Origin of the sequence: Sphingomonas sp. (assembly GCF_036387595.1) — a bacterium.
Lineage (GTDB): Bacteria > Pseudomonadota > Alphaproteobacteria > Sphingomonadales > Sphingomonadaceae > Sphingomonas.
The window spans coordinates 79,914-105,197 of record NZ_DASVTL010000085.1 but is presented as its reverse complement, the minus strand read 5'-3'; the positions used below and the strand labels follow the sequence as shown (position 1 = coordinate 105,197).

Here is a 25,284-nt window from a genome sequence, read left to right as displayed (position 1 = left end):
GCTTTGCAAGACCTGAACAGTCCTCCCCGGCGCTTGCCCGGAGAGGTGCAGGCACGAGCGTCTTGCAATCCTAACACACTGGAGCCACATGGCCGCAATGCCCCGATCCCCCGCCGCCCGGATGACCCAGCTCGTCGCAGGCATGGTGTTGATGATCGTGGCGCCAGTTACCGCGCCGCTGCCCGGTCCCGCTGCGACGTTCCTTTTCGCAGGCGGGCTGGTGCTCGTCCTGCGCAACTCCCACCGGGCACGCCTGCGCTTCGCGCGCGCGAAGCGGCGCCATCCGCGGATCGGCGCGTTGCTCGACCGGGCGATGCGCCGATCTAGCGCGCTCCGGCGGCGACGGCGCGATGCCGCGCGCGTTGACTTGTGAGCCCGTCTCGCCTAGGCGCCGCGGCAGCAAGGCCGTCCCCGTGGCGGCCGTCTTCTATTTCAGAATACCAAGGAATGTACGATGAAGCGGACCTTTCAGCCGAGCAACCTGGTTCGCGCCCGGCGTCACGGCTTCCGTTCGCGGATGGCGACGGTGGGTGGCCGCTCGGTGATCCGCGCTCGCCGCAACCGCGGTCGCAAGAAGCTGTCGGCGTAACCACGCTCACCCGCCGCAAGGACTTCCTGGCGGCGAATACGGGCAAGCGGGCGCCGATGCCTGGCTTCGTCCTGCTGGTGCGTGTGCGCGATGATGGCGAGGACACGATCCGCGTCGGCTTCACCGTTACCAAGAAAATAGGCAATGCGGTGGTGCGCAATCGGATGAAGCGCCGGTTGCGTGCGCTCGCCCGCGAGTTGCTGCCCATCGCCGGTGTGCCCGGCGCCGATCATGTGCTGATCGGACGAAACGGCGGCATCGAACGCGATTTTGAAACGCTGCGGGCGGAGATGGTCAAGGCGCTGCGCAAGGTCGCGCCGCCGCGGTGACCCTCGCGGCGCGCCTCCTGATCCTTCTCGCCCGCGCCTGGCAAGTGGGGCCGTCGGCGATCCTGCCGCCCACCTGCCGCTACACGCCGTCGTGTTCCGCCTATGCAATCACCGCGCTTGCCCGCTATGGCGCGGCCAAGGGGGGTTGGCTCGCCGTGCGACGGATCGCGCGGTGCCGGCCCTGGGGCGGCCACGGTTACGATCCCGTACCTTGATATGCTGGGGCAAGACTCTTGAACGAAGACCGTCGCAATTTCGTCCTCTTCGCGGTGATCGCGGCGCTGATCCTCTTCGGGTTTCCGCTCGTTCAGCAGCGCTTCTTCCCGACGGCGAACCCGCCAGTCACGAAGATCGAGGCCGGCCAGACCAAGGTTCTGCCCAAGCCCGAGGCGGGTGCAGTGTCGACCGCGCCGGCCGCGGTGCGCGATCGTGCGATCGTGCTGCGCGAGACCCCGCGCGTGCGCATCTCGACGCCTGCGCTCGCCGGCTCGATCAACCTCAAGGGGGCCCGGATCGACGACTTGGTCCTGCGCGGTTACCGTGAGACGATCGCCAAGAACTCGCCTCCGGTCCGGCTGCTGTCGCCGTCGGGCGCGGCGGACGCCTATTTTGCGGGTTTCGGCTGGTCGGGTGACGGCGTGAATGCGCCGGGGGCGGACACCGTGTTCACCGCCGACGCGCCGATCCTCACGCCCGCGCGGCCGGTCACGCTATCGTGGACCAACCCTCAGGGGCTACGGTTCAGCCTGCGCATCGCGGTGGACGACAAGTTTCTTTTCACCGTGCGTCAGACCGTCGGCAATGGCGGCAGCACGCCAGTCTCGATCCGGCCCTATGCGCTGATCTCGCGCACCGGCGTGTCGAAGGACGCCAGCACCTGGACCGACCATGTCGGGCCGATCGGCGCTTTCGGCGCAGGCGCGAATTACGACATCAGCTATGAAAATCTGCGCGGCGACACGCCCGGCGTCTTCTCGCGAATCTTCGGCACCTCGGCCAAGGCTGGCGAGAATTACTTCGACACGCGCGGGGGCTGGCTGGGTTTCGGGGACAAATACTGGTTGACCGCGCTTGCGCCCGATCAATCGGCACAGGTCCGCTCCGGCTTCCGCAGCGCGCCCGACAACGTGTTCCAGGCGGACGCCCTTCTCCCCAGTCGCACGCTTGCACCCGGCCAGGCGCTGACCACCACCAGCCGCATCTTTGCCGGCGCCAAGGAAGTTCGCACGCTCGACAGCTACGAAGCCGCGGGCATCCCGCTGCTCGGCCGGGCGATCGACTGGGGATGGTTCGAGATCGTCGAGAAGCCGATCTTCACCTATCTGGCCTGGCTGTTCCACATGGTCGGCAATTTCGGTGTCGCGATCATCCTACTGACGGTCACCATCCGTGGCCTGATGTATCCGATCGCGCAGCGCCAGTTCGCCTCGATGGCAAAGGTGCGCGCGGTACAGCCGAAGATGAAGGCGATCCAGGAGCGCTACAAGGACGACAAGGTCAAGCAGCAGCAGGAGGTGATGGCGCTGTACAAGGCGGAGAAGGTTAATCCGGTAGCCGGCTGTCTGCCCACCCTGCTCCAGATCCCGATCTTCTATGCGCTGTACAAGGTGCTGATCCTGACGATCGAGATGCGCCACCAGCCGTTCGTCGGCTGGATCAAGGATCTGTCCGCGCCCGATCCGCTGACCCCGGTCAACCTGTTCGGCCTGCTGGCGTTCACGCCGCCGTCATTCCTGGCGATCGGCATCGTGCCGATCCTGCTCGGCATTTCGATGTACTTCCAGTTCAAGCTGAACCCACAGGCGATGGACGAAACCCAGCGTCAGGTCTTCGCGATCCTGCCCTGGGTTTTGATGTTCGTGATGGCGCCGTTCGCGGTCGGCCTGCAGGTGTATTGGATAACATCGAACTGCCTGGCGATCCTCCAGCAGCGCCTGCTCTATGCGCGCCATCCCGAACTGGCGCAGGCTAGCGTCGTGCCCGCGTCCAGGATGAAGGACGCCAAATGAGCGAGCCGTTCGACCCCGCTCAGCTGGAACTGGCGCGCAAGGTGTTCGCTGGACCGATCACCTTCCTGAAGTCGGCGCCCGCGCTGGAGCATCTGCCCGATGCGATCGTCCCCGAAGTCGCCTTCGCCGGCCGATCGAACGTCGGCAAGTCTTCGTTGCTGAACGCGCTCGCCAATCGCAACGCCTTGGCCCGCACCTCGAACACGCCCGGTCGGACGCAGGAACTCAACTTCTTCGATGTCGGTCAACCGCTGGGCTTTCGCCTGGTGGACATGCCGGGCTACGGCTTTGCCAAGGCGCCGAAGGACATGGTCCGCCAGTGGCGGTTTCTGGTCAACGACTTCCTGCGCGGGCGCGACGTGCTCAAGCGCGCCTTGGTGCTGATCGATTCGCGCCACGGCATCAAGGATGTCGATCGCGAGATCATGGACATGCTCGACAAGGCCGCGGTCAGCTATCGCCTCGTCCTGACCAAGGCCGACAAGATCAAGGCCACCGATCTGACCGCGGTGACCGAGGCGACGCAGGCTGAAGCCCGCAAGCGCCCCGCCGCCCATCCCGACATCATCGCGACGTCGAGCGAAGGCGGCCTGGGGCTACCCGAGTTGCGCGCCGCGGTGATCGAGGCGATCGGCTAACTCAGTGCCAGTTCTTGGCAGTTCGGCGCATCTGCTGCGCGGCCACGATCTGCCGGCGCAATAGCTCCAGACGACTCGGCTCTTGATGCGCCGGCGTAAAGGTGAAGGACGGCGCCCGGACGAACGCGGGCGCGCGCGGGGACAACGCGGCGTACATCGCCTCGGCCGGCATCGCCAGTGAGGCGGTCTGCGGCAGCAGCGTGAAGTTCGTGCGATCGTGCATGGCATCGTCTCCGTCAGATCGGTCGTCCCATCCTGGAAACCCGTCTGCGCCCCCTCATCCTGCGGCGGCGTGCATGACGACGGTTAACGCGGCCTACATTGCTCCGCCGGACGCACTCGCCTAGTCAGGGCCTATGAAACTCATCATCGGCAACAAGGCCTATTCCTCCTGGTCCCTGCGCGGCTGGCTCGCCTGCAAGCAGTCGGGCCTCGCGTTCGAGGAAGTCGTCGTTCCCCTCTACGATGCCGAATGGGACAAACGCCGTCAGGGCGACGAGTTCGCGCCGTCGTCGGGCAAGGTGCCGATCCTGTGGGATGGCGACGCCGTGGTGTGGGACAGCCTGGCCATCGTCGAATATCTGGCGGACAAGACGGGGCGCGAGCGGTTCTGGCCAGCGGACGATGCGGCGCGCGCGATGGCGCGGTCGATGGCGGCGGAGATGCATTCCAGCTTCCAGAACCTGCGGCGCAAGCACAGCATGAACGTCCGGCAGATCTTCGCCCAGGTACGCCCCGACGACGACGTGCTGGCCGAACTGGAACGCATCATGGAGCTTTGGGCGCAGGCCCGCGCGCGCTTCGGGGGGGAGGGCGACTTCCTCTTCGGCGCATTCGGCGCGGCGGACATCATGTTCGCGCCCGTGTGCACCCGCATCATCACCTATCAGCTGCCGATCGCGCGGTTTGCGGCGCCCTATATCGACGCGGTTCTCCAGCACCGCTGGATGCAGGACTGGATCGCGGGCGCGCAGGAGGAGGATTGGGTGATCCAGCAGTATGAGCAGCCCGTTCAGCCGTGATCGACGCCGTCGGGCTGGCGCAAGCGCTGATCCGCGCCGACAGCGTGACGCCGGCGCGCGGCGCGGTGTTCGATGTGGTGGAGGCCGCACTCGTCCCATTGGGCTTTGCCGTGGAACGGTTCGTCGAGGGGGACGCGCCCGACGGCCCGGTCGAGAACCTGCTGGCCACACGCCCCGGCCCCGGCCGCCAGCTTGCATTCGCGGGCCATCTCGATGTCGTTCCCGCGGGCGAGGGATGGGACGGATCGCCGTGGAGCGGAGAGATTCGCGGCGGCCTGCTGCACGGCCGGGGGGCGGTGGACATGAAGGGGGCGGTCGCCGCCTTTGCCGCCGCGGCCGCAACGACGCCGGGCGCGCTCTGCCTCATCATCACCGGCGATGAAGAAGGCCCGGCGACCTATGGCACGCCCCGGCTGATCGCACGGATGGCCGAACGCGGCATCGCGCCCGACCTGTGCGTGGTCGGCGAACCGACATCGGTTGCCCGGCTGGGGGATATGGTGAAGATCGGCCGGCGCGGATCGGTGAACATCTGGATCGAGGTTCCCGGCCGCCAGGGCCATGTCGCTTACCCGCATCTCGCGGACAATCCGATCCCGCGCCTGATCGCGGCGCTGTCCGCCGTCGAAGCGATCGTGCTGGACCACGGCAACGCCTGGTTCCAGCCTTCGAACATCGAGATCACCGATCTGAGCGTCGGCAACACCGCCACCAATGTCATCCCGGCCCGCGCCGCCGCGCGGCTCAGCATCCGCTTCAACGACGAACACACGGGTGCATCGCTGGTCGAGCGGATCGAGGCCGTGGTGCGCGGCCACGCACCAGATGCGATTCTGAGAGCAAAAGTGTCCGGCGAGGCATTCCTGACGCCACCCGGTGCGCTCTCCACCCTGGTCGGCGAAGCGATCCGCGACGTGACCGGGCTAACACCGGAACTATCGACCACCGGGGGGACATCGGACGCGCGCTTTCTTTCGCGGCTATGCCCGACCGTCGAGTTCGGGCTGGTCAACGCCACCATGCACCGCAGCGACGAGGCGGTGGCGATCGAGGATTTACACGCGTTGACCGCGATTTACGGCGCGATCATCTCGCGGGCGTGTCGATAGGAAAGTACCCCGGCCGCTCCTATTGCGGTGCATTTGGGAAGCCCGGCGAGGGCCTGGAATGCGAAAGGTCACTGGAAAGTCACATCCTACACGGGTGAATCACTGTCCGAACGGCGAGCATCTTTGCTAGGCGGGAGGCAACGTTCAACCGGGTATCGCGTCCGCGGCATCTGTTCTCCTGCGGACGCAGGAGTCCAGAGCCACAAGCGATGCGCCCTGCCGCCCTGGGCTTCTGCTTTCGCAGAAGAACGGGGAGTCGCGCAACCACGCCAACGCTTGATGTCGCTGCACGAATGAGAAAGAGCGGCCGACGATGTGTCCTGAGTCGCAGCCATCGTGGCACGGATCGCGGGTTGTAGGACAGGGGCAAGGTTGAGGCAGGAAGCATCCGCCGCCAGCTCTTCCGCCCGTTTGCAGCCGGCGCGTCAGCGTTCGCGGCGCAGGATGATGTAGAGGGCGCCGGCGCCGCCGTGCCGGGGGTGGGCGCCGCGCACCGCGGCGATGTTGGCGGCGTGGCGGGATATCGCGAGCCAGTCGGCGATCGCGGCGCGGATCGCCCCGCGTGCATGCGGGCGTTCGCTCTCGGGGCGCGGCGGCTTGCCCGTGACCAGCAGCAGCACCCGGTGGCCTTGCGACAGGGCGCGATCCAGCCCGGCATCCAGCATCGCATGCGCGGACGCCAGCGTATGTCCGTGCAGGTCGAGCGACGCATCGGGCTGCACGGCTCCGCGTATCAGCCGGCGGTCCCATCCACCATCGAGTGTCGTGCCAGGTACCGGCCGGGGCGGCGCAGCGCGTGGCTTGGCGCGCGGCGCTGGCTTGGGCATGGGCGCAGGCGGTCGGGCGGGCTGCTGGACGGCAGGAGCAACGGGCAGCGGCGCGACAGCCTTCGGCATCGCCACAGCGCGCAGCGGCCGCACGGTCGCCATCACCCGCGCCCAGAGCTGCGCCTCATCGGGGTGGAGCGATCGTCCCGCCATCGTTGCTCCCTCCATCGGTGCCCATCGGCTTCAACCGCGCCAGCGTGCCCACAGGCAGCAGCAGCAGGGCGGTGCCCCGTGCCGACATGCCGCCCGCGGTCGTCGCCGCCGATTCGCCCGCGCCCCAGAAGGTGTCGAACCGGTTGGCGCCTTTGATCGCGCCGCCGGTATCCTGCGTCACCCATAGTCCCGTCGCATCCGCGCGATCGAGCGATAGGAACACCGGCGCGCCGAGCGGCACGAACTTCGGGTCCGCCGCTGCACTCACCCGCCCTGTCACGGGCTGGCCCAGCGCGCCGATCGGCGCATCGGCAAGTTCGCGAAAGAAGACGAAGCTGCGATTTTCGCGCATTAGCGCGCGGCCTTCCTCGGGGTGCGCGCGCAGCCAGGCAACGATCCCCTGCATCGACGCCTGCCCGGCGGCGAGCAGTCCGCGCCTGCGCATCAGGCTGCCGATCCCGACGTATTCGCGGCCGTTCTGATTGTCGTAGCCGATCCGCATGATCGACCCGTCGGGCAGCCGCAGCCGCCCCGATCCCTGTATCTGGAGGAAGAATATCTCCACCGGGTCCGCCGCCCAGGCGAGCACCCGCGCGCGGCCCGCGATCGCGCCATCCTCGATCGCGGCACGGTCCGGATAGGGAACCAGCGTACCGCCTTCGATCCGCCCACGCAGCCGCCTGCCCTTCAGATCGCTGGCGAACTCACCCAGATCCAGATCGACCAGATCGGATGGCCGCGCATAGATCGGCACGGCATAGCCTGGGGCTTGCGCCCGCGATCCCGCGATCTCCGGTTCGTAATAGCCCGTCGCGAATGCACGTCCGTCCCCGATCTGCACGGTTTCGAACACCCGTCCGAGAAACGCGCGCGCCTTGCCCGTCGGAACGGCGGAGGCTGCGTCGCATGCCGCGCGCCAGTCTTCGTTACGGGTAAGGCCGGAAAGGTCGGCACGGCGAAGCAGCGCGGGGCAGGTCGCGATGAAGGCGACCCGCGCTGCCTCCGCCTGCTCCTCGGTGACGGGAAGGGATGCGACCGGTGGCCCGGCGCGCAAGCCCGTCGCGACGGCCGTCGTCGGAGCGGGCGCCGCGGCGCCTGCCACCGCCGTTGCAGGCGCGATCGGTGGTGCAGTGTTTTTCGGCGCGCCGGCACGTACCGGCCCTGATCCTGCCGCCGGTGGCGCGATGCGGCCGGCGCACGCGGCGAGCGACAGCGCCAGCGCGACGACCCATCGTCCGCGGTTCACGCCTCGTCGGTGTCCGCGAGCTTCCAGTTCGGATCGCCCGCGCGCAAGGTCCGCGCGAAGGTCCAGACGTCGTGGGTCTCGACCGCATCGGTCATCGAACCAGCGATCATCACGCCCTCCGAATCGCGCGTGACCGCGGCGACGTCGGCGTCGAAGCGCACCGTGATGCGCGCGTCCCGGCCCGAGAGTTGCGCATCGGCAATCACCGCGCGCTCGATCGTCACGAGGCGGTTGTCGAGCGTCTCGCCCGCCTCGCGGCGGGCGGCGATCGCCTCGGCGAAGCTGGCACGAACATCGTCCTCGACCAAATCCGCGAGCGTCGCCTCGTCGCCCTTCCAGAACGCCTCCAGCGTCATGCGATAGGCGGCCTGCGCACCGGCGAGGAACTGGCCGACATCGAAACCCGGCTCTCCTGCCACGATCGCGCGCAGACCCGGCTCGGCGCGCGCTTCGATATTGCGATCGGCGGCCTCGCGAACCTCGGGTGTGGCGTCGATCGTGCGCGGCAAGATGACCGGCACGGGCCGATCCTCGGCGGCGCGCGGCAACGGCTGCTGCTCGTGGCCGGTGCGCTTGCCCAGCACGCTATAGAGCCGCAGGGCAAGGAAGCCCGCGATCATCGCAAGAAGAATGACGTAGAACACGGCGTCTCCGATCCAGTCCGGCGATATAGGCCCGATCGCCGCACGATACAAATCCGCGCGTTGAAACGCGGGAACGCCGCTGCTAGTCGCGACGGCACAATCGAACAAACGCCTTCGCGGCGGCTTTGCTCCCCCTTCGACCTACTCCCCATCAAGGAACGCTTCCATGGACGGCCAGGATAATCAAGCAACGGGTCAGCCTTTGGCGAACGGCGCCGATACGGCACCTGCAGCCGGACTGATCTCGCAATATGTTAAGGACTTGTCGTTCGAGAATCCGAACGCGCCCGCCATCTATCAGAACCAGGCGGCGCCCGGCATCGACGTTCAGTTCAACATCGGCGCCGCGCAGGTCGGCGAGGAAGTCCACGAAGTCGTCCTCAAGATCGACGTGCGCGCCGAGACCGAAGGCCAGGTCGCCTTCATCGTCGATCTGACCTACGCCGGGCTTTTCGGCCTGCGCAACGTCCCCGACGAGCATGTCCAGCCGTTCCTGCTCGGCGAAGGTCCGCGCCTGTTGTTCCCGTTCGCCCGCCGCGTGCTGGCCGATGCGGTGCGCGACGGCGGCTTCCCGCCGCTGCTGCTTGAGCCGATCGACTTCAGCCAGCTGTATATCCAGCAGCAGGAGGCAGCAGTTCAGCAGGCCAGCGGAGACTTCGGCCAGGCCTGATCCATGAACCTAGTCCGCGCACTCGGCTCCGTCGGCGGGCTCACGCTCGCCAGCCGGGTGCTCGGCCTCGTGCGCGACTCGCTTTTCGCAACGTTCGTGGGTGCAGGCTTCGCCTCCGACGCCTTCCTGATCGCTTTTCGCCTGCCCAACATGTTTCGCGCGCTGTTCGCCGAGGGGGCATTCTCCGCGGCGTTCATCCCGATGTTCAACCGCAAGGTCGCGAGCCCCGACGGTCGCGGCCTTCCCGACGGCATCGCCTTCGCCGAAGACGCGCTGTCGGTGCTGCTGCCTGCGCTGATCGTGATGATCGCGATCATGGAGGCAGCGGCCTGGCCGATAACCTGGCTGTTGTCCGGCGGCTTCAACGCGGTGAACGCCGAGCAATTCGCCTTTGCGGTCGCCTTGTCGCGGATGACGATCCCCTATCTGCTGCTCATCAGCCTCGTATCGCTGCTCGGCGGCATTCTCAATTCGCTCCACAAATTCTGGGTCAATGCCGCCGCGCCGATCCTGCTCAACGCGACCCTGATCGCGGCCCTGCTGCTGTTTCATGCCGAAGCGCCGATGCTGACCGCGCGCAATCAGGCGATCGCGGTGACCGTGTCGGGTGCGCTGCAGCTGGCTTGGCTGGCCTATGCCTGCCGCCGGTCGGGCATCCGGCTGCGCATCAAGCGCCCGAGGCTGAGCCCGGACGTCAAGCGGCTGCTGAAACTCATCTGGCCGGCAGCGGCGGGATCGGGGGCGGTGCAGATCAACCTCGTCGTATCCACTGCGCTCGCCGCGACGCTGCTGCCCTCCGGTTCGGTATCATACATCTACTTCGCCGATCGGCTGAACCAGCTGCCGCTGGGGCTGATCGGCATCGGTCTGGGCACCGTCCTGCTGCCCACCATCTCGCAGGCGCTGGGCCGCGGCGACGAGAAAGGCGCGATGGAGACCCAGAATCGTGGGCTGGAACTGGCGTTGTTCCTGACACTGCCGGCCACGGTCGCGCTGATCGTGTGCGGCGTGCCGATCGTCGGCGCGCTGTTCCGCCACGGGCAGTTCACCGCGGCGGATGCGGCCTTCACCGCGCAGGCGCTCGCCGCCTTCTCGGTCGGGCTGCCGGCATACATCGTCATCAAGGTGCTGACGCCGGGCTATTATGCGCGCGCCGACACGCGGACCCCGGTGCGCTATGCGACGATCGCGATGGCCGCCAATCTGGTGCTAAACCTCGTCCTGATCGTGCCGCTGCAACATGTCGGACCGCCGCTGGCGACCGCGCTGGCGAGCACGCTGAACGTGGTGCTGCTGTACCGCACGCTGCGCAAGCGCGGGCAATTCGTCCCCGATGCGCAGTTGAAGCGCCGCATCTGGCGCCTGGCGCTTGCCGCCATCATCATGGGCGCGGTGATGTGGGGGCTGAACGGCCTGTTCCAGCCCTATGTCGCCGGCGCGGCGATCGAGCGCTGGGGCGCGATGCTGGCGCTGGTGGGGACGGGCGCGGTCGTCTATGCGGCGGCGACCTTCGCGACGGGAGCGTTCCGCGTCGCCGACATACGGGCGCTGGTGCGCCGCCGATCCTAGGACCAAGCAATGCGCGTCGTCTCCGGCATCCAGCCCACCGGCAATCTTCACCTCGGTAATTACCTAGGCGCCATCCGGCAGTGGGTGGCGTTGCAGGATTCGATGGCGGCGGGGGACGATTGCCTGTTCTTCCTCGCCGATCTCCATGCTGTGACGGTCGCGATCGACCCGGCCGAACTCGCGCGCAACACGATCAAGATGGCGGCCGCGCTGGTCGCGTCGGGCATCGACCCAGATCGGTCGACGCTGTTCAACCAGGCTCGCGTTCCCGCCCACGCCGAGTTGCAATGGCTGCTGGCCGGCACCGCGCGCATGGGCTGGCTCAACCGCATGACCCAGTGGAAGGACAAGGCGGGCAAGAACCGCGAAGGTGCCAGCGTCGGGCTGTTCACCTATCCCGTCCTTCAGGCCGCCGACGTGCTGGCCTATCGCGCGACCCATGTGCCGGTGGGCGACGACCAGAAACAGCATCTGGAACTCGCCCGCGACATAGCGACCAAGTTCAACGCCGATTTCGACATCGACCTGTTCACCCTGCCCGAACCCTTCATCTCCCCCGCCGCGCCGCGGATCATGTCGTTGCGCGACGGCACCGCCAAGATGTCCAAGTCCGACCCGTCGGACGCATCGCGGATCAACCTGGTCGATGGCGACGATGCGATCGCGCAGAAATTGCGCAAGGCCAAGAGCGATGCGGGAGAGTTGCCGGATTCGGCAGGCGGCCTGGCCGATCGCCCGGAGGCCCGCAATCTGGTGACGATCTATGCCGCGCTGGCCAATGAGCCGGTCGCCACGGTGCTGGCCCGCCACGCGGGCCAGGGCTTCGGCACGTTCAAGCCCGCGCTTGCCGATCTGGCGATCGCGACGCTCGGCCCGATCCGCGCGCGACTGACCCGGCTGCTGGACGATCGCGGCGCGGTGGCCACGGTGCTGGAGAAGGGGGCCGCCAAGGCGCGGGCGACGGCGGCGCCGACTCTGCTGGCGGCACAGCGGGCGATGGGATTGCAGGTGTGACGCTACGTCCCCTCTCCTTCCAGGAGAGGGGCAAGGCGCGGAGCACCGGGGGGTGATGCCGGCGGGTGTTATTACCCTCACCCTTCCGCCGCCTTCGGCGGCTCCCTCCCTCTCCCAAAGGGAGAGGGAGTTTACCCCCCCAATTCGCTGAGCAAAACCCGCACCGCGGCATCGACGTCGCGGTCGGTGTCGCGCAATTCCTCGATACGCTTGACCGCGTGAATGACCGTCGAGTGATCGCGGCCACCGAACTTGCGGCCGATCTCGGGCAGCGAGCGCGTCGTCAGCCGCTTGGCGAGATACATCGCGATCTGCCGAGGCCTGGCAACCGCACGCGAGCGGCGGGCGGAGACCATGTCGAGCGGCTTCATCTCGAAATGCTCGCCGACGCGCTTCTGGATTTCCTCGATCGTCACGCGGCGCTGGCTGCCCCGCAGGGCGTCGCCCAATGTCGCCACCGCAAAGTCGAGATGCACGGTCTCGCCGGTCAGTTGCGCATAAGCGACGACCCGGTTCAGCGCGCCCTCCAGTTCGCGGATATTGGCGTGGATGCGGGCGGCCAGCAGATCGCGGACGTCGGCGGGCACAGCGATCCCGACGCCGTCGCATTTGCGGTCCAGGATGGCGCGGCGCAGCGGATATTCCGGCGGCTTGATATCGGCGACCAGCCCGCCGCCCAGCCGGGACACGATCCGCGGCTCCACGCCGTCAAGCGCCTGCGGGCAGCGATCCGCGGTGATGACCACGCGCTTGCCCGCGCCCATCACCTCGTTGAGGGTGTGGAAGAACTCCTCCTGGGTCGCATCCTTGCCAGCGATGAACTGGAGATCGTCGATCAGCAGCAGGTCGCACCCGCGCAGCCGCGCCTTGAACGCAAAGGTGTCGCGCGCGCGCATCGCCGACACGAAATCGAACATGAACCGCTCGGCCGACATGCACAGCACCCGCGCACCCGGATGCGTGCGCAGGAAGGCATGCCCGACCGCGTGCATCAGGTGGGTCTTGCCCTGCCCCGTCCCCGAATGAAGAAACAACGGGCTGAACCGCGGCGCTCCCGCCTCTGCCATTGCCTGCGCGGCGTTGAACGCCACCCGGTTCGAGGTATCGACCACGAACCCGTCGAAGGTGAAGCGCGGATCGAGCGAAGGGCGTTCGGCATCGACCGACAGTGGAACGGGCATCGGCACGGCGGCCTGCACGGGGGGGGCTACGATCGTCGTCGGCCCAGGACCGGCGATGCGGGTTTCGATCGTCACGGAGCGGACGTGCGGCAGGATCGCGCGAAACTCCAGCACCAGCCGGTCGGCATAATGATTGCGCACCCAGTTGGTCATGAATGCCGAGGGCAGCGCGAGCCTGATCGAATCGCCCTCGTCACCGGGTTCCGCGCTCTCCACCAGCGTCATCGGCTTGAGCCACTGATCGAACACCCGGGCGCCGGCTGATTCGCGCAGCGCAGCGCGCACGCGGGCCCAGGCCTTGGCGGCCCCGCTCGCTGCACCCGTTGCTGCCTGCCAATCCGCCACGCACACCTCTCCGGCTTCCGCTCGCGGGTTTCGCGCGGCGGATCGTTGATCTTCGATGGTCGAATGCCCCCAGGGGTGGCCGATGCCACCCTGCGCAAATACCAGTCGCTATGAACGGGTCGGTGGTCACCGGCGCCGTGGAAAGCAGTTAGGAGCCGAAGCGCGAGTCGATCAAGGAAACAAAAATGTCATATCCCCATTGACACGATGCCGGTGGCGGAATCCCGTCAAACTATCTGACAAGTCTTTGTTTTAAAAAGATATTAGCTGGTGTTTTCGCCAACGGTAAGGGTCGAATCGCGGGGAATCCGTGAGTCCCGAAGAACGGTCCCGATCCGTTCTCCCGATGCTGCAGCGCACACGCGAAAAGGCCCGCCGGGACATCCCGGCGGGCCTTTCGAAACCGACGATCGGCGGATCAATTCACGCCAGCGAGGTCAACCGCTTCGTCAGGCGCGCGAACTTGCGGCTTGCAGTGTTCTTGTGGAGAACGCCCTTGGCGACTCCGCGCATCAGCTCGGGCTGGACCGCGGCCAAAGCGGTGCTCGCCGCCGTCTTGTCGCCCGATGCCAGTGCCGCTTCGACCTTCTTGATGAAGGTACGAATACGACCGACACGGTTGCCGTTCACTTCCGCGCGACGGTCGTTGCGACGGATACGCTTTTTCGCCTGCGGCGTGTTCGCCATTATTGCCTCTGGATGCTGGAATCATAGGGAAGAGCGACGATCACCGAAGCGCCCGTCCTCTTGAAGCCGTCGCCCTTACCCGCCGATGCCGATCGGGTCAACCACGCTGACAGCCCGGACACCAGAAGGTCGACCGCCCCGAATCGACCCGCCGGCGGATGGTGCCACCGCAGTCACACGCCTCGCCCTCCCGGCCGTAAGCCCGCCACTGCTTGGAGAAATACCCCAGTTCGCCGTCGGGCCGCGCATAATCGCGCAGAGTCGATCCCCCCGCCGCGATCGCCGCGGTCAGCACTTCGCGCACCGCGTCGACCAGTCGCGCCAGCCGCGGCAGCGCGATGCGCCCACCCGCCCGGTTCGGCGCGATCCGTGCGAGGTGCAGCGCCTCGCAGACGTATATATTGCCGAGACCGGCGACGATCCGCTGGTCGAGCAGCAGCGCCTTTACCGGGGCGGCGCGGCCGGCGAATGCGGCGGCGAAATAGGCGGCGGTGAGGTCAGGCCCCAGCGGTTCAGGCCCCATCGCCTCGAACGGTGGATAGGTCTGGATGGCATCGGTTCGCCAAAGATCCAGAAATCCGAACCGTCGCGGATCGTTGAGCACGGCGCTGCGCCCCGCACCCGTCTCGATCAGCAGGTGATCGTGCAGCAGCTGCTCGGTCGGGTCGACCCGCCACCGCCCCGACATGCCGAGATGGAAGATCATCGTGTCGCCGCGATCGGTGTCGATCATCCCGTATTTCGCGCGCCGCCTTAGCGCGGTGACGGTGGCACCGGTCATCCGCTGGCGCAGGTCGGGAGGAATCGCCTTGCGCAGATCGGCGCGGCGCGGCTCGACCGTCGTCAGCCGCTGGCCCGTCAGCACAGGGGTAAGGCCGCGAACGGTCGTCTCGACTTCGGGGAGTTCGGGCACCGGGACCAGCTAGGTTGCGTTTGCCCCTGTCACAAGGCCCGGCTAGAGCCACGCGGATGAGCGACACGATGCCTGCCACCGTATCCTTCGGCCATGAGGACGTGGCCCCGGCCGAAAAGACCGCCCGCGTCGGCGGCGTCTTCACCAGCGTGGCGGCCAGCTACGACCTGATGAACGATGCCATGTCGGGTGGCATGCACCGCGTCTGGAAGGATCGCTTCGTCCGCCGGGTTAAGCCGCGTGGCGGCGAACAGATCCTCGACATGGCAGGCGGCACCGGCGACATCGCGTTCCGGATGGCGGAATCGGGCGCTGCGATCACGGTGGCGGACATCAATCCGGCCATGCTGGACGTCGGCATCGAACGCGCGGCCAAGCGCGGGATAGACGGCCTCGTTTGGACGGAGGCCAATGCCGAGACGCTTACCTTCCCCGATCGCTTCTTCGACGCCTATACGATTGCCTTCGGCATCCGCAACGTGACCGATATCCCCGCGGCGCTGCGCGAGGCGCACCGCGTCCTGCGCCGCGGCGGGCGCTTCTTTTGTCTCGAATTCTCAACGACGCAATGGCCGGGATTCAAGGACATCTACGCGCTCTATTCGCGGCGGGTCGTACCGCAGCTCGGCCAGCTGCTCGCCCGCGATGCCGACAGCTATCGCTACCTGATCGAATCGATCGAGCGCTTCCCAGATATGCCGACGTTCGAGGCGATGATCCGCGACGCCGGCTTCATCAACACCCGCGTCGAGCCGCTGCTCGGCGGCCTGGTCGCGATCCATTCGGGATGGAAGATTTGAATACTCTCGTTCCTCCCCGGCGCGGGGAGGGGGACCGTCGCGAAGCGATGGTGGAGCGGGCTCGCCGCAAGCGAACCGCCCTGCCGCGATCCCCCTCCACCACGCGCTGCCGCGCGCGGTCCCCCTCCCCGTCCCGGGGAGGAATTGAAGAGTGACTACCCCCATCGTCCACGTCGCCCGGCTGCTCAAATGGGGCCGCATCCTCGCGCGCCACGGCGCGCTCACGGGGATCGAGCGCGATCCCAACACCCCTGCCGCGCTCCGCCGCCTCGTCCGCATCGCCCGCCTCGGCGCCCGCGTGCCGAAGGTGCCGCGCTACGCCGATGCCTTCCAGGCGATCGGTCCCGCCGCGATCAAGCTCGGCCAGACGCTGGCCACCCGCCCCGACATCGTCGGCGAGGACGCCGCCAACGATCTGCTCCGCCTCCAGGACGCGCTGCCGCCGATTCCCTATGCGACGATCCACGAGGCGATGCGCACCAGCTTCGGCCGCGACCCCGCGACGCTGTTCGCCCGCATCGACGAAGTCCCGGTCGGCGCCGCCTCGATCGCGCAGGTCCACCGTGCCGTCACCACCGATGGGCGCGACGTCGCGGTCAAGGTGCTGCGCCCGGGCGTCGAGGAGGAATTCGCGCGCGCGATCGACACCTATCAATGGGCAGCTGCGCAGCTGGAGGGGATGAGCATCGAGGCGCGCCGCCTGCGCCCGCGACTCACGGTAGAGAATTTCCGCCGCTGGACGCTGCGCGAACTGAACTTCCGGCGCGAGGCCGCATCGGCCTCCGAACTCGCCGAGGCGATGACCGCCGAACCCGATTTCATCATCCCCAAGGTCGATTGGCAGCGATCGACCGCCAAGGTGCTGACGATCGAGTGGATCGACGGGATCAAGCTGTCCGATCGCCCGGCGCTGGTCGCTGCGCGCTACGATTTGCCCAGGTTGGCCACGACGCTGATCCACGCTTTCCTGCGCCAGGCGATCGCAGAAGGGTTCTTCCACGCCGATCTCCACCAGGGCAATCTGTTCGCCGTTTCCGGCAACCGGATCGCGGCAATCGACTTCGGCATCATGGGGCGGATCGATCGGCGCGCGCGCGTGTGGCTGGCCGAAATCCTCTACGGCCTCATCATCGGCAATTACAAACGCGTCGCCGAAATCCATTTCGAGGCGGGTTACGTCCCCTCGCACCACAATGTCGCCGAATTCGCCACCGCCTTGCGCGCGGTGGGGGAGCCGATGCGCGGCCTTGCGGTCAAGGACATGTCGATCGGCATGATGCTCGACAGCCTGTTCTCGATCACCCGCGATTTCGACATGGTGACCCAGCCCCACCTGCTGCTGCTCCAGAAGACGATGGTGATGGTCGAGGGCGTGGCGACCAGCCTCGATCCCGACATCAACCTGTGGGACACCGCCGCCCCGTTCGTGCGCGAATGGATCCGAACCGAACTCGGTCCAGAGGCGGCGATCGCGGATCGGCTGATCGCGGACGTGAAGACTCTGGCGAACCTGCCCGAACTCGTCCGCCGGATCGAGGCGCGCTATCCGGCACCCGGCGGCGAGCCCCCCGCCCCGCCGCTCGCGGAAATCCAGATCGTGCGGATCGGCGGCGGCTGGCGCTATGTCGCGGTCGCGGTGCTGAGCGCCGCCGCGAGCTTTGGCGCCACCCTGCTGGTGACGGGCTGACGCGCGTGCGGCGCATGAAGCCCCCGCTCTGGCTCACGCGCCCGACCCGCTTCGCGGCGCTGTCGCATGGGGCGGCGCGCGGCGTGCTCGCGCTGATCGTGCTACTGCTCGCGGCGACCTTCCTGGCGCTCGACACACCCGGCCCGCCGCCGGGAGGCGCAGAGGACCAGGCCGACGTCCTGCTTTATGACGGGATCGTCGAGAGCATGCGCCACGGCGGCGACTATTACACCGTCGCGGCCGATGCGCTGCGCAGCGGCAATTACCCGATCGAGCCGCTCGGCACCCTCCGTCTGCCGACGCTGGCGGCAGTGCAGGCGGTGCTGCCGCCTGCGTTGGTCCTGGCGCTGCTGTGGAGCCTGGCGCTTGCGGTCGTCGTCGTCTGGCATGCGCGGCTGAGACCCGCCTTTGCGCGCATGCCGGCGCGGATCGTCGCGATGATCCTGCTGGCGGCCGGCATGGCGATGCTCGTCCAGCCGGCGCTGGTTGCCATTCACGAGATCTGGGCCGGGCTGATGATCGCGCTGTCGCTCGGCCTGCGCAGGCCCGGACGCTGGGTGGAGGCGGCCGCGATCGGGCTGGCCGCGATGCTGATCCGGGAAACCGCCGCCCTGTATGTCGCGGCGATGGCGTGCCTGGCCTTTGTCGAAAGCGAGCGGCGCGAAGCGCTTGGCTGGCTCGCCGCTGTCGGCGTGTTCGCGATCGCGGTCGCCGCGCATGTCCATGCGGTCGCTCAGGTCGTCGCTCCGCCCGACGCGGCTTCGCTCGACCCCGGATCGCCGGGCTGGGCTGGAATACTCGGCTTCGGCTATTTCGTACGGGCGATGGCGGTCTCGACCCCGCTGGCGCAGATACCATCGTGGCTTGCCGCCCCGCTCGTCGGCCTGGCGCTTGCCGGTTGGGCAGCGTGGCGAGACCCGCTCGCGCTTCGCGCATTCACCATCCTCGCGCTCTACGCCGCGCTTTTCGGGATCGCGGGCTCCTCCGACCCGTCCTCCTGGGGACTGGTCGTGGCGCCGACCCTGCTGGTCGGCCTCGCTTTCGTGCCCGACGCGGCACGCGATCTTCTTGCCGCGGCGCTCGACAAGCGGCGGATCACGGTCAAGAGAGTGGCGCGATGAAGCGCATCCTGCTGATCGTCGGCGGCGGCATCGCGGCGTACAAGGCGTGCGAACTCATACGCCTGCTCAAGAAGCGCGGCTATTCCGTCCGCTGCGTCCTGACGGCAGGCGGTCACCATTTCGTCACCCCCATGACGCTGGCGGCGCTGAGCGAGGACAAGGTTTATACGACGCTCTGGGATTTGAAGGACGAGGCGGAAATGGGGCATATCCAGCTCAGCCGCCAAGCCGATCTGGTCGTCGTCGCCCCAGCAACCGCCGACCTGCTCGCGCGGATGGCCGCAGGCGTGGCGGACGATCTGGCGACCACGCTGCTGCTGGCCACCGACAAGCCGGTCCTTGCCGCACCCGCGATGAACGTGCGGATGTGGGCGCATGCCGCCACACGACGCAACGTGGCGCAGCTTCGCGCGGACGGGGTCACGATCCTGGAACCCGACGAGGGCGCGATGGCGTGCGGCGAATACGGCCCCGGTCGCCTGCCCGGACCCGACGCCATCGCCGCCGCGATCGAACGCGCGCTTGGCACCGGCGCCGGCCCGCTCACCGGCCGCCACGCGCTGGTCACCGCCGGGCCGACGCACGAGCCCATCGACCCGGTCCGCTATATCGCCAACCGCTCTTCGGGCCGGCAGGGTTTCGCGGTCGCCCGCGCGCTTGCCGGTCTGGGCGCCCGCGTGACGCTGATCGCCGGCCCGGTCGCGCTTGCGACGCCTGCCGGCGTCACCCGTGTGGACGTGGAAACCGCGCGCGAGATGGCGGCCGCGGTCGATGCGGCGCTTCCCGCCGATGTCGCGGTGATGGTCGCCGCGGTCGCCGACTGGCGGGTCGAATCGGCCGCGCAGAAGGTCAAGAAGGGTGGAACGCCACCCGCCCTGACCCTTGCCGAGAACCCCGACATCCTCGCCACGCTGGCACGCAGCGATCGTCGCCCGCGCCTGTTGATCGGCTTTGCCGCGGAGACGGAGCAGGTGGTCGCGCATGCCACCGCCAAGCGCACGCGCAAGCAGGTGGACTGGATCATCGCCAACGACGTCTCCACAGACGTTTTCGGCGGCACCGCCAACACGGTCCACCTCGTCACGGCGGACGGCGTGGAAGATTGGCCGAAAGCATCGAAGGATGCCGTCGCCGATCGGCTCGCGCTGCGCATCGCCGAGGCGCTGCGGTGATCCCACGGTTCACGCCGCCGACCGACATGATTAGGAGGCGGCCATGATTCACATCGCTCTCAAGCGCCTGCCGCATGGCGAAGGTCTGCCCCTGCCCGCTTATGCCACGCTAGGCGCGGCGGGGCTCGACATCGTCGCGGCCGAGGCCCTGGTTCTCCAACCCGGACAGCGCCACGCGGTCGAAACCGGCTTCGCGATCGCCATCCCCGACGGATATGAGGTGCAGGTACGGCCGCGTTCCGGCCTGGCGCTCAAGCACGGCGTTACCTGCCTCAACACGCCGGGCACGATCGACAGCGACTATCGCGGCGAGGTGAAGGTCATCCTGGCCAATCTTGGTGCGGACGCGTTCCAGGTCGTCCGCGGCGAACGGATCGCGCAGCTCGTCCCCGCCCCCGTGCTGCGCGCGACGATTGATGAGGTCGATTCGCTCGACGATACCGCGCGGGGCGCAGGAGGGTTCGGCTCGACCGGGCGATGACGCTTTCCGACGCCGAACTGGATCGCTACGCCCGGCATATCGTGCTGCGCGAGTTCGGCGGCGCCGGGCAGATGCGCCTCAAGGGGGCTTGCGTCGCCGTGATCGGCGCAGGCGGCATCGGCTCGCCCGCGATCCAGTATCTCGCCGCAGCGGGTGTCGGGCGCCTCGTGATATTCGACGACGATCTGGTCGAAGCGTCGAACCTGCAACGCCAGACCATCTTCGCCACCGACGATTCGGGAACGCCCAAGGTCAGGGCCGCAGCGGCGCGGGCAATTGCGATCAACCCGCATATCGCGGCCGAACCCCGCGCCATCCGGCTCGATGCGGAGAACGTGACCGAGGCGTTGGTCGGCATCGACGTCGTGCTGGACGGCTGCGACAATTTCGCGACGCGACTAACGGTGGCGGATGCGGCCTTCACGGCCCGCCTGCCGCTGGTGTCCGCCGCAATCGATCAGTTCGAGGGCCAGCTCGGCGTCTATCGCGGCTGGGAGGCGGGCAGGCCGTGCTACCGCTGCTTCGTCGGCGATTCGCCGGCACGCGACGGCGTCAGCTGCGCCGACAACGGCATCCTCGGACCCGTGGCGGGTATGCTCGGCAGCCTGGCCGCGCTGGAGGTGCTTCGCGCGATCACGCCTTTCGGCGACGATCCGGCGGGATCGCTCCTGCTGGTCGACCTGCTCGCACTGCGCTTTCGCACGATACGTCTGGCAAAGGAGCCGACGTGCAGGACGTGCGGCGAGGTCGGCCGAGCATGATGACGTCTGCCTCGGCATCGCCGAGATGTAATCATGCCACGAGGGGGAGCGATCCCGTTCGATCGACATCGCTCCGGCCGGCCATGCCGCTACCGCAGCAATTCTTCCGCAAAGCTACGCACCGCAGGCCCGATGTCCTCGCGCGCCAGTGCCAGCGCGAGGTTCGCCTGGATATACCCGGCCTTGTCACCGCAATCGTAGCGGTCGCCGTCGAAGGTGAAGGCGTGGAAGGGCTGCCGGCCGATCAGCTGCGCCATCGCATCGGTCAGCTGGATTTCGCCGCCCGCGCCCTTCTCCTGGCCCTCAAGGATGCGCATCACCTCGGGCTGCAGGATGTAGCGGCCCGGGATCATCAGGTTTGACGGCGCGGTGCCCAGCTTTGGCTTCTCCACCAGCGCGGTGACCTCCAGGGTGCGATCGTCGAACCGGTCACCTGGCGAGATGATCCCGTATTTGTCGGTTTCGCTGTCGGGCACTTCCAGCGCGCCGATGACGTTGCCGCCGGTCCTGGCATAGGCCTCGGCCATCTGCTTCATGAACCCGCCCACCATCAGTTCGTCGGGCAGCAGCACGGCGAACGGCTCGTCGCCCACGATCTCGCGCGCACACCACACCGCATGGCCCAGCCCCAGCGGCTCCTGCTGACGGACATAGACGGGCGATCCCGGCTTCATACGAATCGTCTCGATCGACTTCAGCGACTTGCCGCGCGCGCGCATCGTGTCTTCGAGTTCGTAGGAGATGTCGAAATGATCCTCCAGCGCGCCCTTGCCGCGTCCGGTGACGAAGATGATCTGCTCGATCCCCGCCTCCAGTGCCTCTTCGACGGCGTATTGGATGAGGGGCTTGTCGACGACGGTCAGCATCTCCTTTGGCATAGCCTTGGTAGCCGGCAGGAAGCGGGTGCCCAGACCCGCGACCGGGAAGACGGCTTTACGCAGCGGTTTGATCGTCATTTTACTCAGTCCCCTGTTCTTGGCCCTGCGGCGTAAAGCGCGACCTTCGCATTTGTTGCAAGTCGGACGGTTAGCGGGCCGGTAAGCACCGCGCCTTAAGATGCCCGGATGGCCTATACCGTCCTCGTCGTCTTCGGCACCCGTCCCGAAGCAATCAAGCTCTTTCCCGTGATCCGGGCACTTGCCGCGACAGATGGCGTGCGTGTCCGCACCTGCGTCACCGCGCAGCATCGCGGGTTGCTCGATCAGGTGCTGGCGATCGCCGATCTGGTGCCCGACCGCGACCTGGACATCATGGAGCCCGGCCAGTCGCTCGATCGGCTGACCGCCCGTCTGCTGGTCGGCATCGGCGAAGCGATCGACGCCGAGCGCCCCGACATGGTGATGGTGCAGGGCGACACGGCCACCGCGATGACGGGCGCGCTGGCCGCTTATTATCGTCGCTTGCCCGTCGCGCACGTCGAGGCGGGCCTGCGCTCGGGGGACATATACCACCCGTGGCCCGAAGAGGTGAACCGCCGGATCGTGGCGCCCATCGCGCGCCATCATTTCGCCCCGACGCAGACGGCGGCGGACGCGCTCATCCGCGAGGCGATCGACTCCGCGTCGGTCCATGTCACCGGCAATACGGTGACCGACGCACTCCACTGGACCCGTGACCGCATCGCCGCCGATCCAGCGCTGGCGGCGTCGGTCGCGCCTGTCCTGAAGATGATGGACGGCCGGCGCATCGTCCTGGTCACCACCCACCGCCGCGAGAATTTCGGCGACGGCATGGCGCAGATCGCGCGCGCGATCGGCCGCGTCGCGGATCGCAATGACATCGGCGTGGTTTTCCCCGTTCACCCCAATCCCAACGTCGTCGCCGTCATGGAAACGCTGCTTGGAGATCGCCCCAACGTCGCCCGCATCGCGCCGCTCGACTATCCGGGCTTCGTCGCCGCGCTCGCTGCCAGCCACATCGTCCTTACCGATTCGGGCGGAGTGCAGGAGGAGGCGCCCGCGCTCGGCAAGCCGGTGCTCGTCATGCGCGAAACCACCGAACGGCCCGAAGGCGTCGCGGCGGGGACGGCCAAGCTGATCGGCACGGACGAGGACCGCATCGTTTCCGAAGTCTTCACGCTTCTCGACGATAGCGACGCCTATGCCACGATGGCCCGCGCCCACAATCCGTTCGGCGACGGCCATGCGGCCGGCAGGATCGCCGATATCATCAAAAGGGGGGTTATCGCCGATGGTCTCCGACGCTGAACTGAACGTCGTCGTCATGGGGCTTGGCTATATCGGCCTGCCCACTGCCGCCGTGATCGCGCGCACGGGCGCGCGCGTGCTCGGCGTCGACGTCACCGAGTCGGTCGTGGAAACCGTCAATTCGGGGCGTGTCCATATCGAGGAGGTCGATCTCGACGGCCTGGTCTCGGGCGTCGTAGCGCGCGGCACCCTGCGCGCCGCGAGCGTAGTCGCACCGGCCGACGTCTTCGTGATCGCCGTCCCCACCCCCTTTGCCGACGATCACCAGCCCAACATCGGCTATGTACTTCAAGCCGCGACCAGCATCGCCGCGGTGCTGAAAGCCGGCGACACCGTCATCCTCGAATCGACCTCGCCGGTTGGCACGACCGAGCAGGTCCGCGATCTGCTGGCGACATTGCGCCCCGACCTGCGCGTTCCCGGCCGAACCGGCGAGCAGGCCGACATCGCCATCGCCTATTGCCCCGAACGCGTCCTGCCCGGTCGTATCCTGGTCGAGTTGATTGACAACGACCGCGTCATTGGCGGCATCACTCCGCGCTGCGCGCGCAAGGCGCTGACCTTCTATCGCCGATTCGTGCGCGGCGCCTGCGTCACCACCACCGCGCGCGCGGCGGAAATGACCAAGCTAACCGAAAACGCCTTCCGCGACGTCAACATCGCCTTCGCCAACGAACTCAGCCTGGTCGCCGACACTTTGGGGGTGGACGTGTGGGAGGTCATCAGGCTGGCGAATCGTCACCCTCGCGTCAACATCCTGTCGCCGGGGCCGGGCGTCGGCGGCCATTGCATCGCGGTCGACCCCTGGTTCCTCGTCGCCGCGGACCCGGAGCATACGCCGTTGATCCGCACCGCCCGCTTGGTGAACGACGGCAAGACCGATCATGTCATCGAAAAGGCGGCGGCGATGATCGAGGCGATGCCCGGGATATCCGCTGCTTGCCTGGGCCTAGCGTTCAAGGCGGATATCGACGACTTCCGCGAAAGCCCCGCGCTGAAGATCGCGTCCGCGCTCGCCGCGCGGTTCGGCCCGCGCATCCGTATCGTCGAACCTTATGCCGACGCGTTGCCTGCCGTCTTCGAAGGCACTGGCGCGCGTCTGACCGACATCGACGCCGCGATCGAGACGTGCGGAATCATGATCGTCCTGGTCGACCACGATCTCTTCCGCTCGATCCCGCTTCAGGAGCGTGCATCCACGACGGTGCTGGACACCCGGGGCATCTGGCCCGACCAGCCCGCAGCACTTCCCGACGCACGACTGCGGCTCGCAAGTTAGCGCCCGTTGCGGGGCCTCGAGCGCATCCCTATATAGCGCGCTCCGCAATTCGATGGCGCCATGCTCCGCAAGTTATTGAACATCCGTGCCGCGCCGTCTTCCGATCCTGCTTCGATCCCGGAAGGGCAGCGGGTGTATGCGATCGGTGACGTGCATGGCTGTCTTCATCTTCTCGATGAATTGCTGAGCGCGATCGACGCGGATGATGCGCGCCGCTCGCCTGCACAGACGGCGATCGTTCTTCTCGGCGACCTGGTGGATCGCGGCCCCGATTCGGCCGGTGTCGTCGAACGTGTGATTCGATTGCGCAAAGAACGCCCCGACGTCCGCTTCCTGCTGGGCAATCACGAGGAGGTCTTTCTGGCCGCGCTCGATGGCGACCTGCAGGCGCTACGCATGTTCTGCCGCATCGGCGGGCGCGAGACCGCGCTCAGCTATGGCATCACAGCCGCCGCCTACGAATCGATGGATTATCCCGAACTGGCCGCCGCCCTTGCTGCCGCGGTGCCTCCGGAGCACCGCATGTTCCTGGAGCAGGGCACCGAGATGGAAGTCATCGGCGATTACGCCTTTGTTCATGCCGGCATCAGACCGGGCGTTCCGCTCGATCAGCAGCGCGGCTCCGATCTCCGGTGGATTCGCGAGACCTTCCTCGATCATCGCGACGTGCTGGAGAAAATGGTCGTCCACGGTCACTCGATCAGCGACGCCGTTGCGTTCATGCCGCACCGGATCGGCATCGACACCGGCGCCTATCTGACCGGCAGGCTCACCGCTCTGGGCCTTCAGGGAAGCGAGACCTGGCACCTGGACACGGCTTGATGCGCTTTT

28 protein-coding genes are annotated in these 25,284 nt (G+C 67.4%); 20 read left to right on the top strand and 8 right to left on the bottom strand.

Annotated features, from left to right (window positions below):
• The first annotated feature begins 88 nt into the window (after positions 1-88).
• From VF643_RS09625 to yihA, 6 genes are all read left to right on the top strand, one after another.
• Positions 89-373, top strand: a complete 285-nt coding sequence (locus VF643_RS09625; protein WP_331043166.1) for a hypothetical protein — start codon at positions 89-91, stop codon at positions 371-373.
• A gap of 81 nt (positions 374-454) precedes the next feature.
• Positions 455-589 carry a 50S ribosomal protein L34 gene (gene rpmH / locus VF643_RS09620; protein ID WP_140870725.1) on the top strand — a complete coding sequence of 45 codons (135 nt, stop codon included), beginning with the start codon at positions 455-457 and terminating at the stop codon, positions 587-589.
• Positions 590-645: 56 nt separating this feature from the next.
• Complete coding sequence (gene rnpA / locus VF643_RS09615) at positions 646-918, top strand: ribonuclease P protein component (RefSeq protein ID WP_414713837.1); 273 nt, start codon at positions 646-648, stop codon at positions 916-918.
• On the top strand, positions 915-1,133 hold the full coding sequence (gene yidD, locus VF643_RS09610; protein WP_331043165.1) for a membrane protein insertion efficiency factor YidD: 219 nt from the start codon (positions 915-917) through the stop codon (positions 1,131-1,133). Before rnpA ends, yidD begins: the two co-directional genes overlap by 4 nt.
• 18 nt (positions 1,134-1,151) lie before the next feature.
• Positions 1,152-2,927 carry a membrane protein insertase YidC gene (yidC, locus tag VF643_RS09605; RefSeq protein ID WP_331043164.1) on the top strand — a complete coding sequence of 592 codons (1,776 nt, stop codon included), beginning with the start codon at positions 1,152-1,154 and terminating at the stop codon, positions 2,925-2,927.
• A complete protein-coding gene (yihA, locus tag VF643_RS09600) occupies positions 2,924-3,565 on the top strand; it encodes a ribosome biogenesis GTP-binding protein YihA/YsxC (RefSeq protein WP_331043163.1) in 642 nt (213 codons plus the stop codon). The genes yidC and yihA overlap by 4 nt, the downstream gene beginning before the upstream one ends.
• 1 nt (position 3,566) lies before the next feature.
• Here the strand turns inward: yihA and VF643_RS09595 are convergent, their stop codons facing one another.
• On the bottom strand, positions 3,567-3,788 hold the full coding sequence (locus VF643_RS09595) for a hypothetical protein (protein ID WP_331043162.1): 222 nt from the start codon (positions 3,786-3,788) through the stop codon (positions 3,567-3,569).
• Between the two features lie 133 nt (positions 3,789-3,921).
• Here VF643_RS09595 and VF643_RS09590 point away from each other — a divergent pair, with 133 nt between their 5' ends.
• Both VF643_RS09590 and dapE read left to right on the top strand, forming a co-directional pair.
• Positions 3,922-4,587, top strand: coding sequence for a glutathione S-transferase family protein (locus VF643_RS09590; protein WP_331043161.1), 666 nt, complete (start codon positions 3,922-3,924; stop codon positions 4,585-4,587).
• Positions 4,584-5,696 (top strand): succinyl-diaminopimelate desuccinylase, encoded by a 1,113-nt coding sequence (dapE, locus tag VF643_RS09585; protein WP_331043160.1) that lies wholly within the window; start codon positions 4,584-4,586, stop codon positions 5,694-5,696. Before VF643_RS09590 ends, dapE begins: the two co-directional genes overlap by 4 nt.
• Positions 5,697-6,121: 425 nt before the next feature.
• Here dapE and VF643_RS09580 read toward each other — a convergent pair whose 3' ends face one another.
• The 3 genes from VF643_RS09580 to VF643_RS09570 are packed head-to-tail and all read right to left on the bottom strand — an operon-like array spanning position 6,122 to position 8,566.
• Positions 6,122-6,676: a Smr/MutS family protein gene (locus VF643_RS09580; RefSeq protein ID WP_331043159.1), complete on the bottom strand. Its 555-nt coding sequence runs from the start codon at positions 6,674-6,676 to the stop codon at positions 6,122-6,124.
• Complete coding sequence (locus VF643_RS09575) at positions 6,648-7,922, bottom strand: murein transglycosylase A (protein WP_331043158.1); 1,275 nt, start codon at positions 7,920-7,922, stop codon at positions 6,648-6,650. Before VF643_RS09575 ends, VF643_RS09580 begins: the two co-directional genes overlap by 29 nt.
• The gene (locus VF643_RS09570; RefSeq protein ID WP_331043157.1) at positions 7,919-8,566 is read right to left on the bottom strand and encodes a Tim44/TimA family putative adaptor protein; all 648 of its coding nucleotides are present in this window, start codon (positions 8,564-8,566) and stop codon (positions 7,919-7,921) included. The genes VF643_RS09575 and VF643_RS09570 overlap by 4 nt, the downstream gene beginning before the upstream one ends.
• A 166-nt stretch (positions 8,567-8,732) precedes the next feature.
• Here VF643_RS09570 and secB point away from each other — a divergent pair, with 166 nt between their 5' ends.
• Genes secB through trpS form a run of 3 tightly spaced genes read left to right on the top strand, consistent with a single transcriptional unit; the run spans position 8,733 to position 11,819 of the window.
• The gene (gene secB / locus VF643_RS09565) at positions 8,733-9,236 is read left to right on the top strand and encodes a protein-export chaperone SecB (RefSeq protein ID WP_331043156.1); all 504 of its coding nucleotides are present in this window, start codon (positions 8,733-8,735) and stop codon (positions 9,234-9,236) included.
• Between the two features lie 3 nt (positions 9,237-9,239).
• A complete protein-coding gene (gene murJ / locus VF643_RS09560; protein WP_331043155.1) occupies positions 9,240-10,805 on the top strand; it encodes a murein biosynthesis integral membrane protein MurJ in 1,566 nt (521 codons plus the stop codon).
• Between the two features lie 9 nt (positions 10,806-10,814).
• Positions 10,815-11,819 (top strand): tryptophan--tRNA ligase, encoded by a 1,005-nt coding sequence (gene trpS / locus VF643_RS09555; RefSeq protein WP_331043154.1) that lies wholly within the window; start codon positions 10,815-10,817, stop codon positions 11,817-11,819.
• Positions 11,820-11,950: 131 nt separating this feature from the next.
• On the opposite strand, the gene dnaA is transcribed toward trpS, so the two are convergent.
• From dnaA to mutM, 3 genes are all read right to left on the bottom strand, one after another.
• Positions 11,951-13,345, bottom strand: a complete 1,395-nt coding sequence (gene dnaA / locus VF643_RS09550) for a chromosomal replication initiator protein DnaA (protein WP_331043153.1) — start codon at positions 13,343-13,345, stop codon at positions 11,951-11,953.
• Positions 13,346-13,768: 423 nt separating this feature from the next.
• On the bottom strand, positions 13,769-14,032 hold the full coding sequence (gene rpsT, locus VF643_RS09545) for a 30S ribosomal protein S20 (protein ID WP_331043152.1): 264 nt from the start codon (positions 14,030-14,032) through the stop codon (positions 13,769-13,771).
• Positions 14,033-14,129: 97 nt separating this feature from the next.
• Positions 14,130-14,945 (bottom strand): bifunctional DNA-formamidopyrimidine glycosylase/DNA-(apurinic or apyrimidinic site) lyase, encoded by an 816-nt coding sequence (mutM, locus tag VF643_RS09540; protein ID WP_331043151.1) that lies wholly within the window; start codon positions 14,943-14,945, stop codon positions 14,130-14,132.
• Positions 14,946-15,001: 56 nt separating this feature from the next.
• Here mutM and VF643_RS09535 point away from each other — a divergent pair, with 56 nt between their 5' ends.
• The 6 genes from VF643_RS09535 to VF643_RS09510 all read left to right on the top strand — a co-directional run bounded on the left by VF643_RS09535 (position 15,002) and on the right by VF643_RS09510 (position 20,967).
• Positions 15,002-15,745: a class I SAM-dependent methyltransferase gene (locus VF643_RS09535; RefSeq protein WP_331043150.1), complete on the top strand. Its 744-nt coding sequence runs from the start codon at positions 15,002-15,004 to the stop codon at positions 15,743-15,745.
• A 151-nt stretch (positions 15,746-15,896) separates the two neighbouring features.
• On the top strand, positions 15,897-17,432 hold the full coding sequence (gene ubiB / locus VF643_RS09530; RefSeq protein ID WP_331043149.1) for a 2-polyprenylphenol 6-hydroxylase: 1,536 nt from the start codon (positions 15,897-15,899) through the stop codon (positions 17,430-17,432).
• Positions 17,433-17,446: 14 nt separating this feature from the next.
• Positions 17,447-18,553, top strand: coding sequence for a hypothetical protein (locus VF643_RS09525; RefSeq protein ID WP_331043148.1), 1,107 nt, complete (start codon positions 17,447-17,449; stop codon positions 18,551-18,553).
• Entirely contained in the window at positions 18,550-19,725 is a 1,176-nt protein-coding gene (gene coaBC, locus VF643_RS09520; protein WP_331043147.1) for a bifunctional phosphopantothenoylcysteine decarboxylase/phosphopantothenate--cysteine ligase CoaBC, read from the top strand. Before VF643_RS09525 ends, coaBC begins: the two co-directional genes overlap by 4 nt.
• A gap of 43 nt (positions 19,726-19,768) precedes the next feature.
• Positions 19,769-20,206 (top strand): dUTP diphosphatase, encoded by a 438-nt coding sequence (gene dut, locus VF643_RS09515; protein WP_331043146.1) that lies wholly within the window; start codon positions 19,769-19,771, stop codon positions 20,204-20,206.
• Complete coding sequence (locus tag VF643_RS09510; protein ID WP_331043145.1) at positions 20,203-20,967, top strand: HesA/MoeB/ThiF family protein; 765 nt, start codon at positions 20,203-20,205, stop codon at positions 20,965-20,967. Before dut ends, VF643_RS09510 begins: the two co-directional genes overlap by 4 nt.
• An 89-nt stretch (positions 20,968-21,056) precedes the next feature.
• On the opposite strand, the gene galU is transcribed toward VF643_RS09510, so the two are convergent.
• Entirely contained in the window at positions 21,057-21,923 is an 867-nt protein-coding gene (gene galU, locus VF643_RS09505; protein WP_331043144.1) for a UTP--glucose-1-phosphate uridylyltransferase GalU, read from the bottom strand.
• Between the two features lie 108 nt (positions 21,924-22,031).
• Between galU and wecB the strand changes: the two genes are divergently transcribed.
• Genes wecB through VF643_RS09490 form a run of 3 tightly spaced genes read left to right on the top strand, consistent with a single transcriptional unit; the run spans position 22,032 to position 25,275 of the window.
• Positions 22,032-23,174, top strand: coding sequence for a non-hydrolyzing UDP-N-acetylglucosamine 2-epimerase (gene wecB, locus VF643_RS09500; RefSeq protein ID WP_331043143.1), 1,143 nt, complete (start codon positions 22,032-22,034; stop codon positions 23,172-23,174).
• Entirely contained in the window at positions 23,158-24,453 is a 1,296-nt protein-coding gene (gene wecC, locus VF643_RS09495) for a UDP-N-acetyl-D-mannosamine dehydrogenase (protein WP_331043142.1), read from the top strand. The genes wecB and wecC overlap by 17 nt, the downstream gene beginning before the upstream one ends.
• Before the next feature lie 60 nt (positions 24,454-24,513).
• A complete protein-coding gene (locus VF643_RS09490; RefSeq protein ID WP_331043141.1) occupies positions 24,514-25,275 on the top strand; it encodes a metallophosphoesterase family protein in 762 nt (253 codons plus the stop codon).
• Positions 25,276-25,284 lie beyond the last annotated feature (9 nt).

Coding starts and splice junctions, on each gene's coding strand:
- VF643_RS09625 (WP_331043166.1), top strand. CDS start 89: ATGGCCGCAATGCCCCGATCCCCCGCCGCCCGGATGACCCAGCTCGTC.
- rpmH (WP_140870725.1), top strand. CDS start 455: ATGAAGCGGACCTTTCAGCCGAGCAACCTGGTTCGCGCCCGGCGTCAC.
- rnpA (WP_414713837.1), top strand. CDS start 646: ATGCCTGGCTTCGTCCTGCTGGTGCGTGTGCGCGATGATGGCGAGGAC.
- yihA (WP_331043163.1), top strand. CDS start 2,924: ATGAGCGAGCCGTTCGACCCCGCTCAGCTGGAACTGGCGCGCAAGGTG.
- VF643_RS09595 (WP_331043162.1), bottom strand. CDS start 3,788: ATGCACGATCGCACGAACTTCACGCTGCTGCCGCAGACCGCCTCACTG.
- VF643_RS09590 (WP_331043161.1), top strand. CDS start 3,922: ATGAAACTCATCATCGGCAACAAGGCCTATTCCTCCTGGTCCCTGCGC.
- VF643_RS09580 (WP_331043159.1), bottom strand. CDS start 6,676: ATGGCGGGACGATCGCTCCACCCCGATGAGGCGCAGCTCTGGGCGCGG.
- secB (WP_331043156.1), top strand. CDS start 8,733: ATGGACGGCCAGGATAATCAAGCAACGGGTCAGCCTTTGGCGAACGGC.
- murJ (WP_331043155.1), top strand. CDS start 9,240: ATGAACCTAGTCCGCGCACTCGGCTCCGTCGGCGGGCTCACGCTCGCC.
- trpS (WP_331043154.1), top strand. CDS start 10,815: ATGCGCGTCGTCTCCGGCATCCAGCCCACCGGCAATCTTCACCTCGGT.
- rpsT (WP_331043152.1), bottom strand. CDS start 14,032: ATGGCGAACACGCCGCAGGCGAAAAAGCGTATCCGTCGCAACGACCGT.
- VF643_RS09535 (WP_331043150.1), top strand. CDS start 15,002: ATGAGCGACACGATGCCTGCCACCGTATCCTTCGGCCATGAGGACGTG.
- VF643_RS09525 (WP_331043148.1), top strand. CDS start 17,447: ATGAAGCCCCCGCTCTGGCTCACGCGCCCGACCCGCTTCGCGGCGCTG.
- coaBC (WP_331043147.1), top strand. CDS start 18,550: ATGAAGCGCATCCTGCTGATCGTCGGCGGCGGCATCGCGGCGTACAAG.
- dut (WP_331043146.1), top strand. CDS start 19,769: ATGATTCACATCGCTCTCAAGCGCCTGCCGCATGGCGAAGGTCTGCCC.
- VF643_RS09510 (WP_331043145.1), top strand. CDS start 20,203: ATGACGCTTTCCGACGCCGAACTGGATCGCTACGCCCGGCATATCGTG.
- galU (WP_331043144.1), bottom strand. CDS start 21,923: ATGACGATCAAACCGCTGCGTAAAGCCGTCTTCCCGGTCGCGGGTCTG.
- wecB (WP_331043143.1), top strand. CDS start 22,032: ATGGCCTATACCGTCCTCGTCGTCTTCGGCACCCGTCCCGAAGCAATC.
- wecC (WP_331043142.1), top strand. CDS start 23,158: ATGGTCTCCGACGCTGAACTGAACGTCGTCGTCATGGGGCTTGGCTAT.
- VF643_RS09490 (WP_331043141.1), top strand. CDS start 24,514: ATGCTCCGCAAGTTATTGAACATCCGTGCCGCGCCGTCTTCCGATCCT.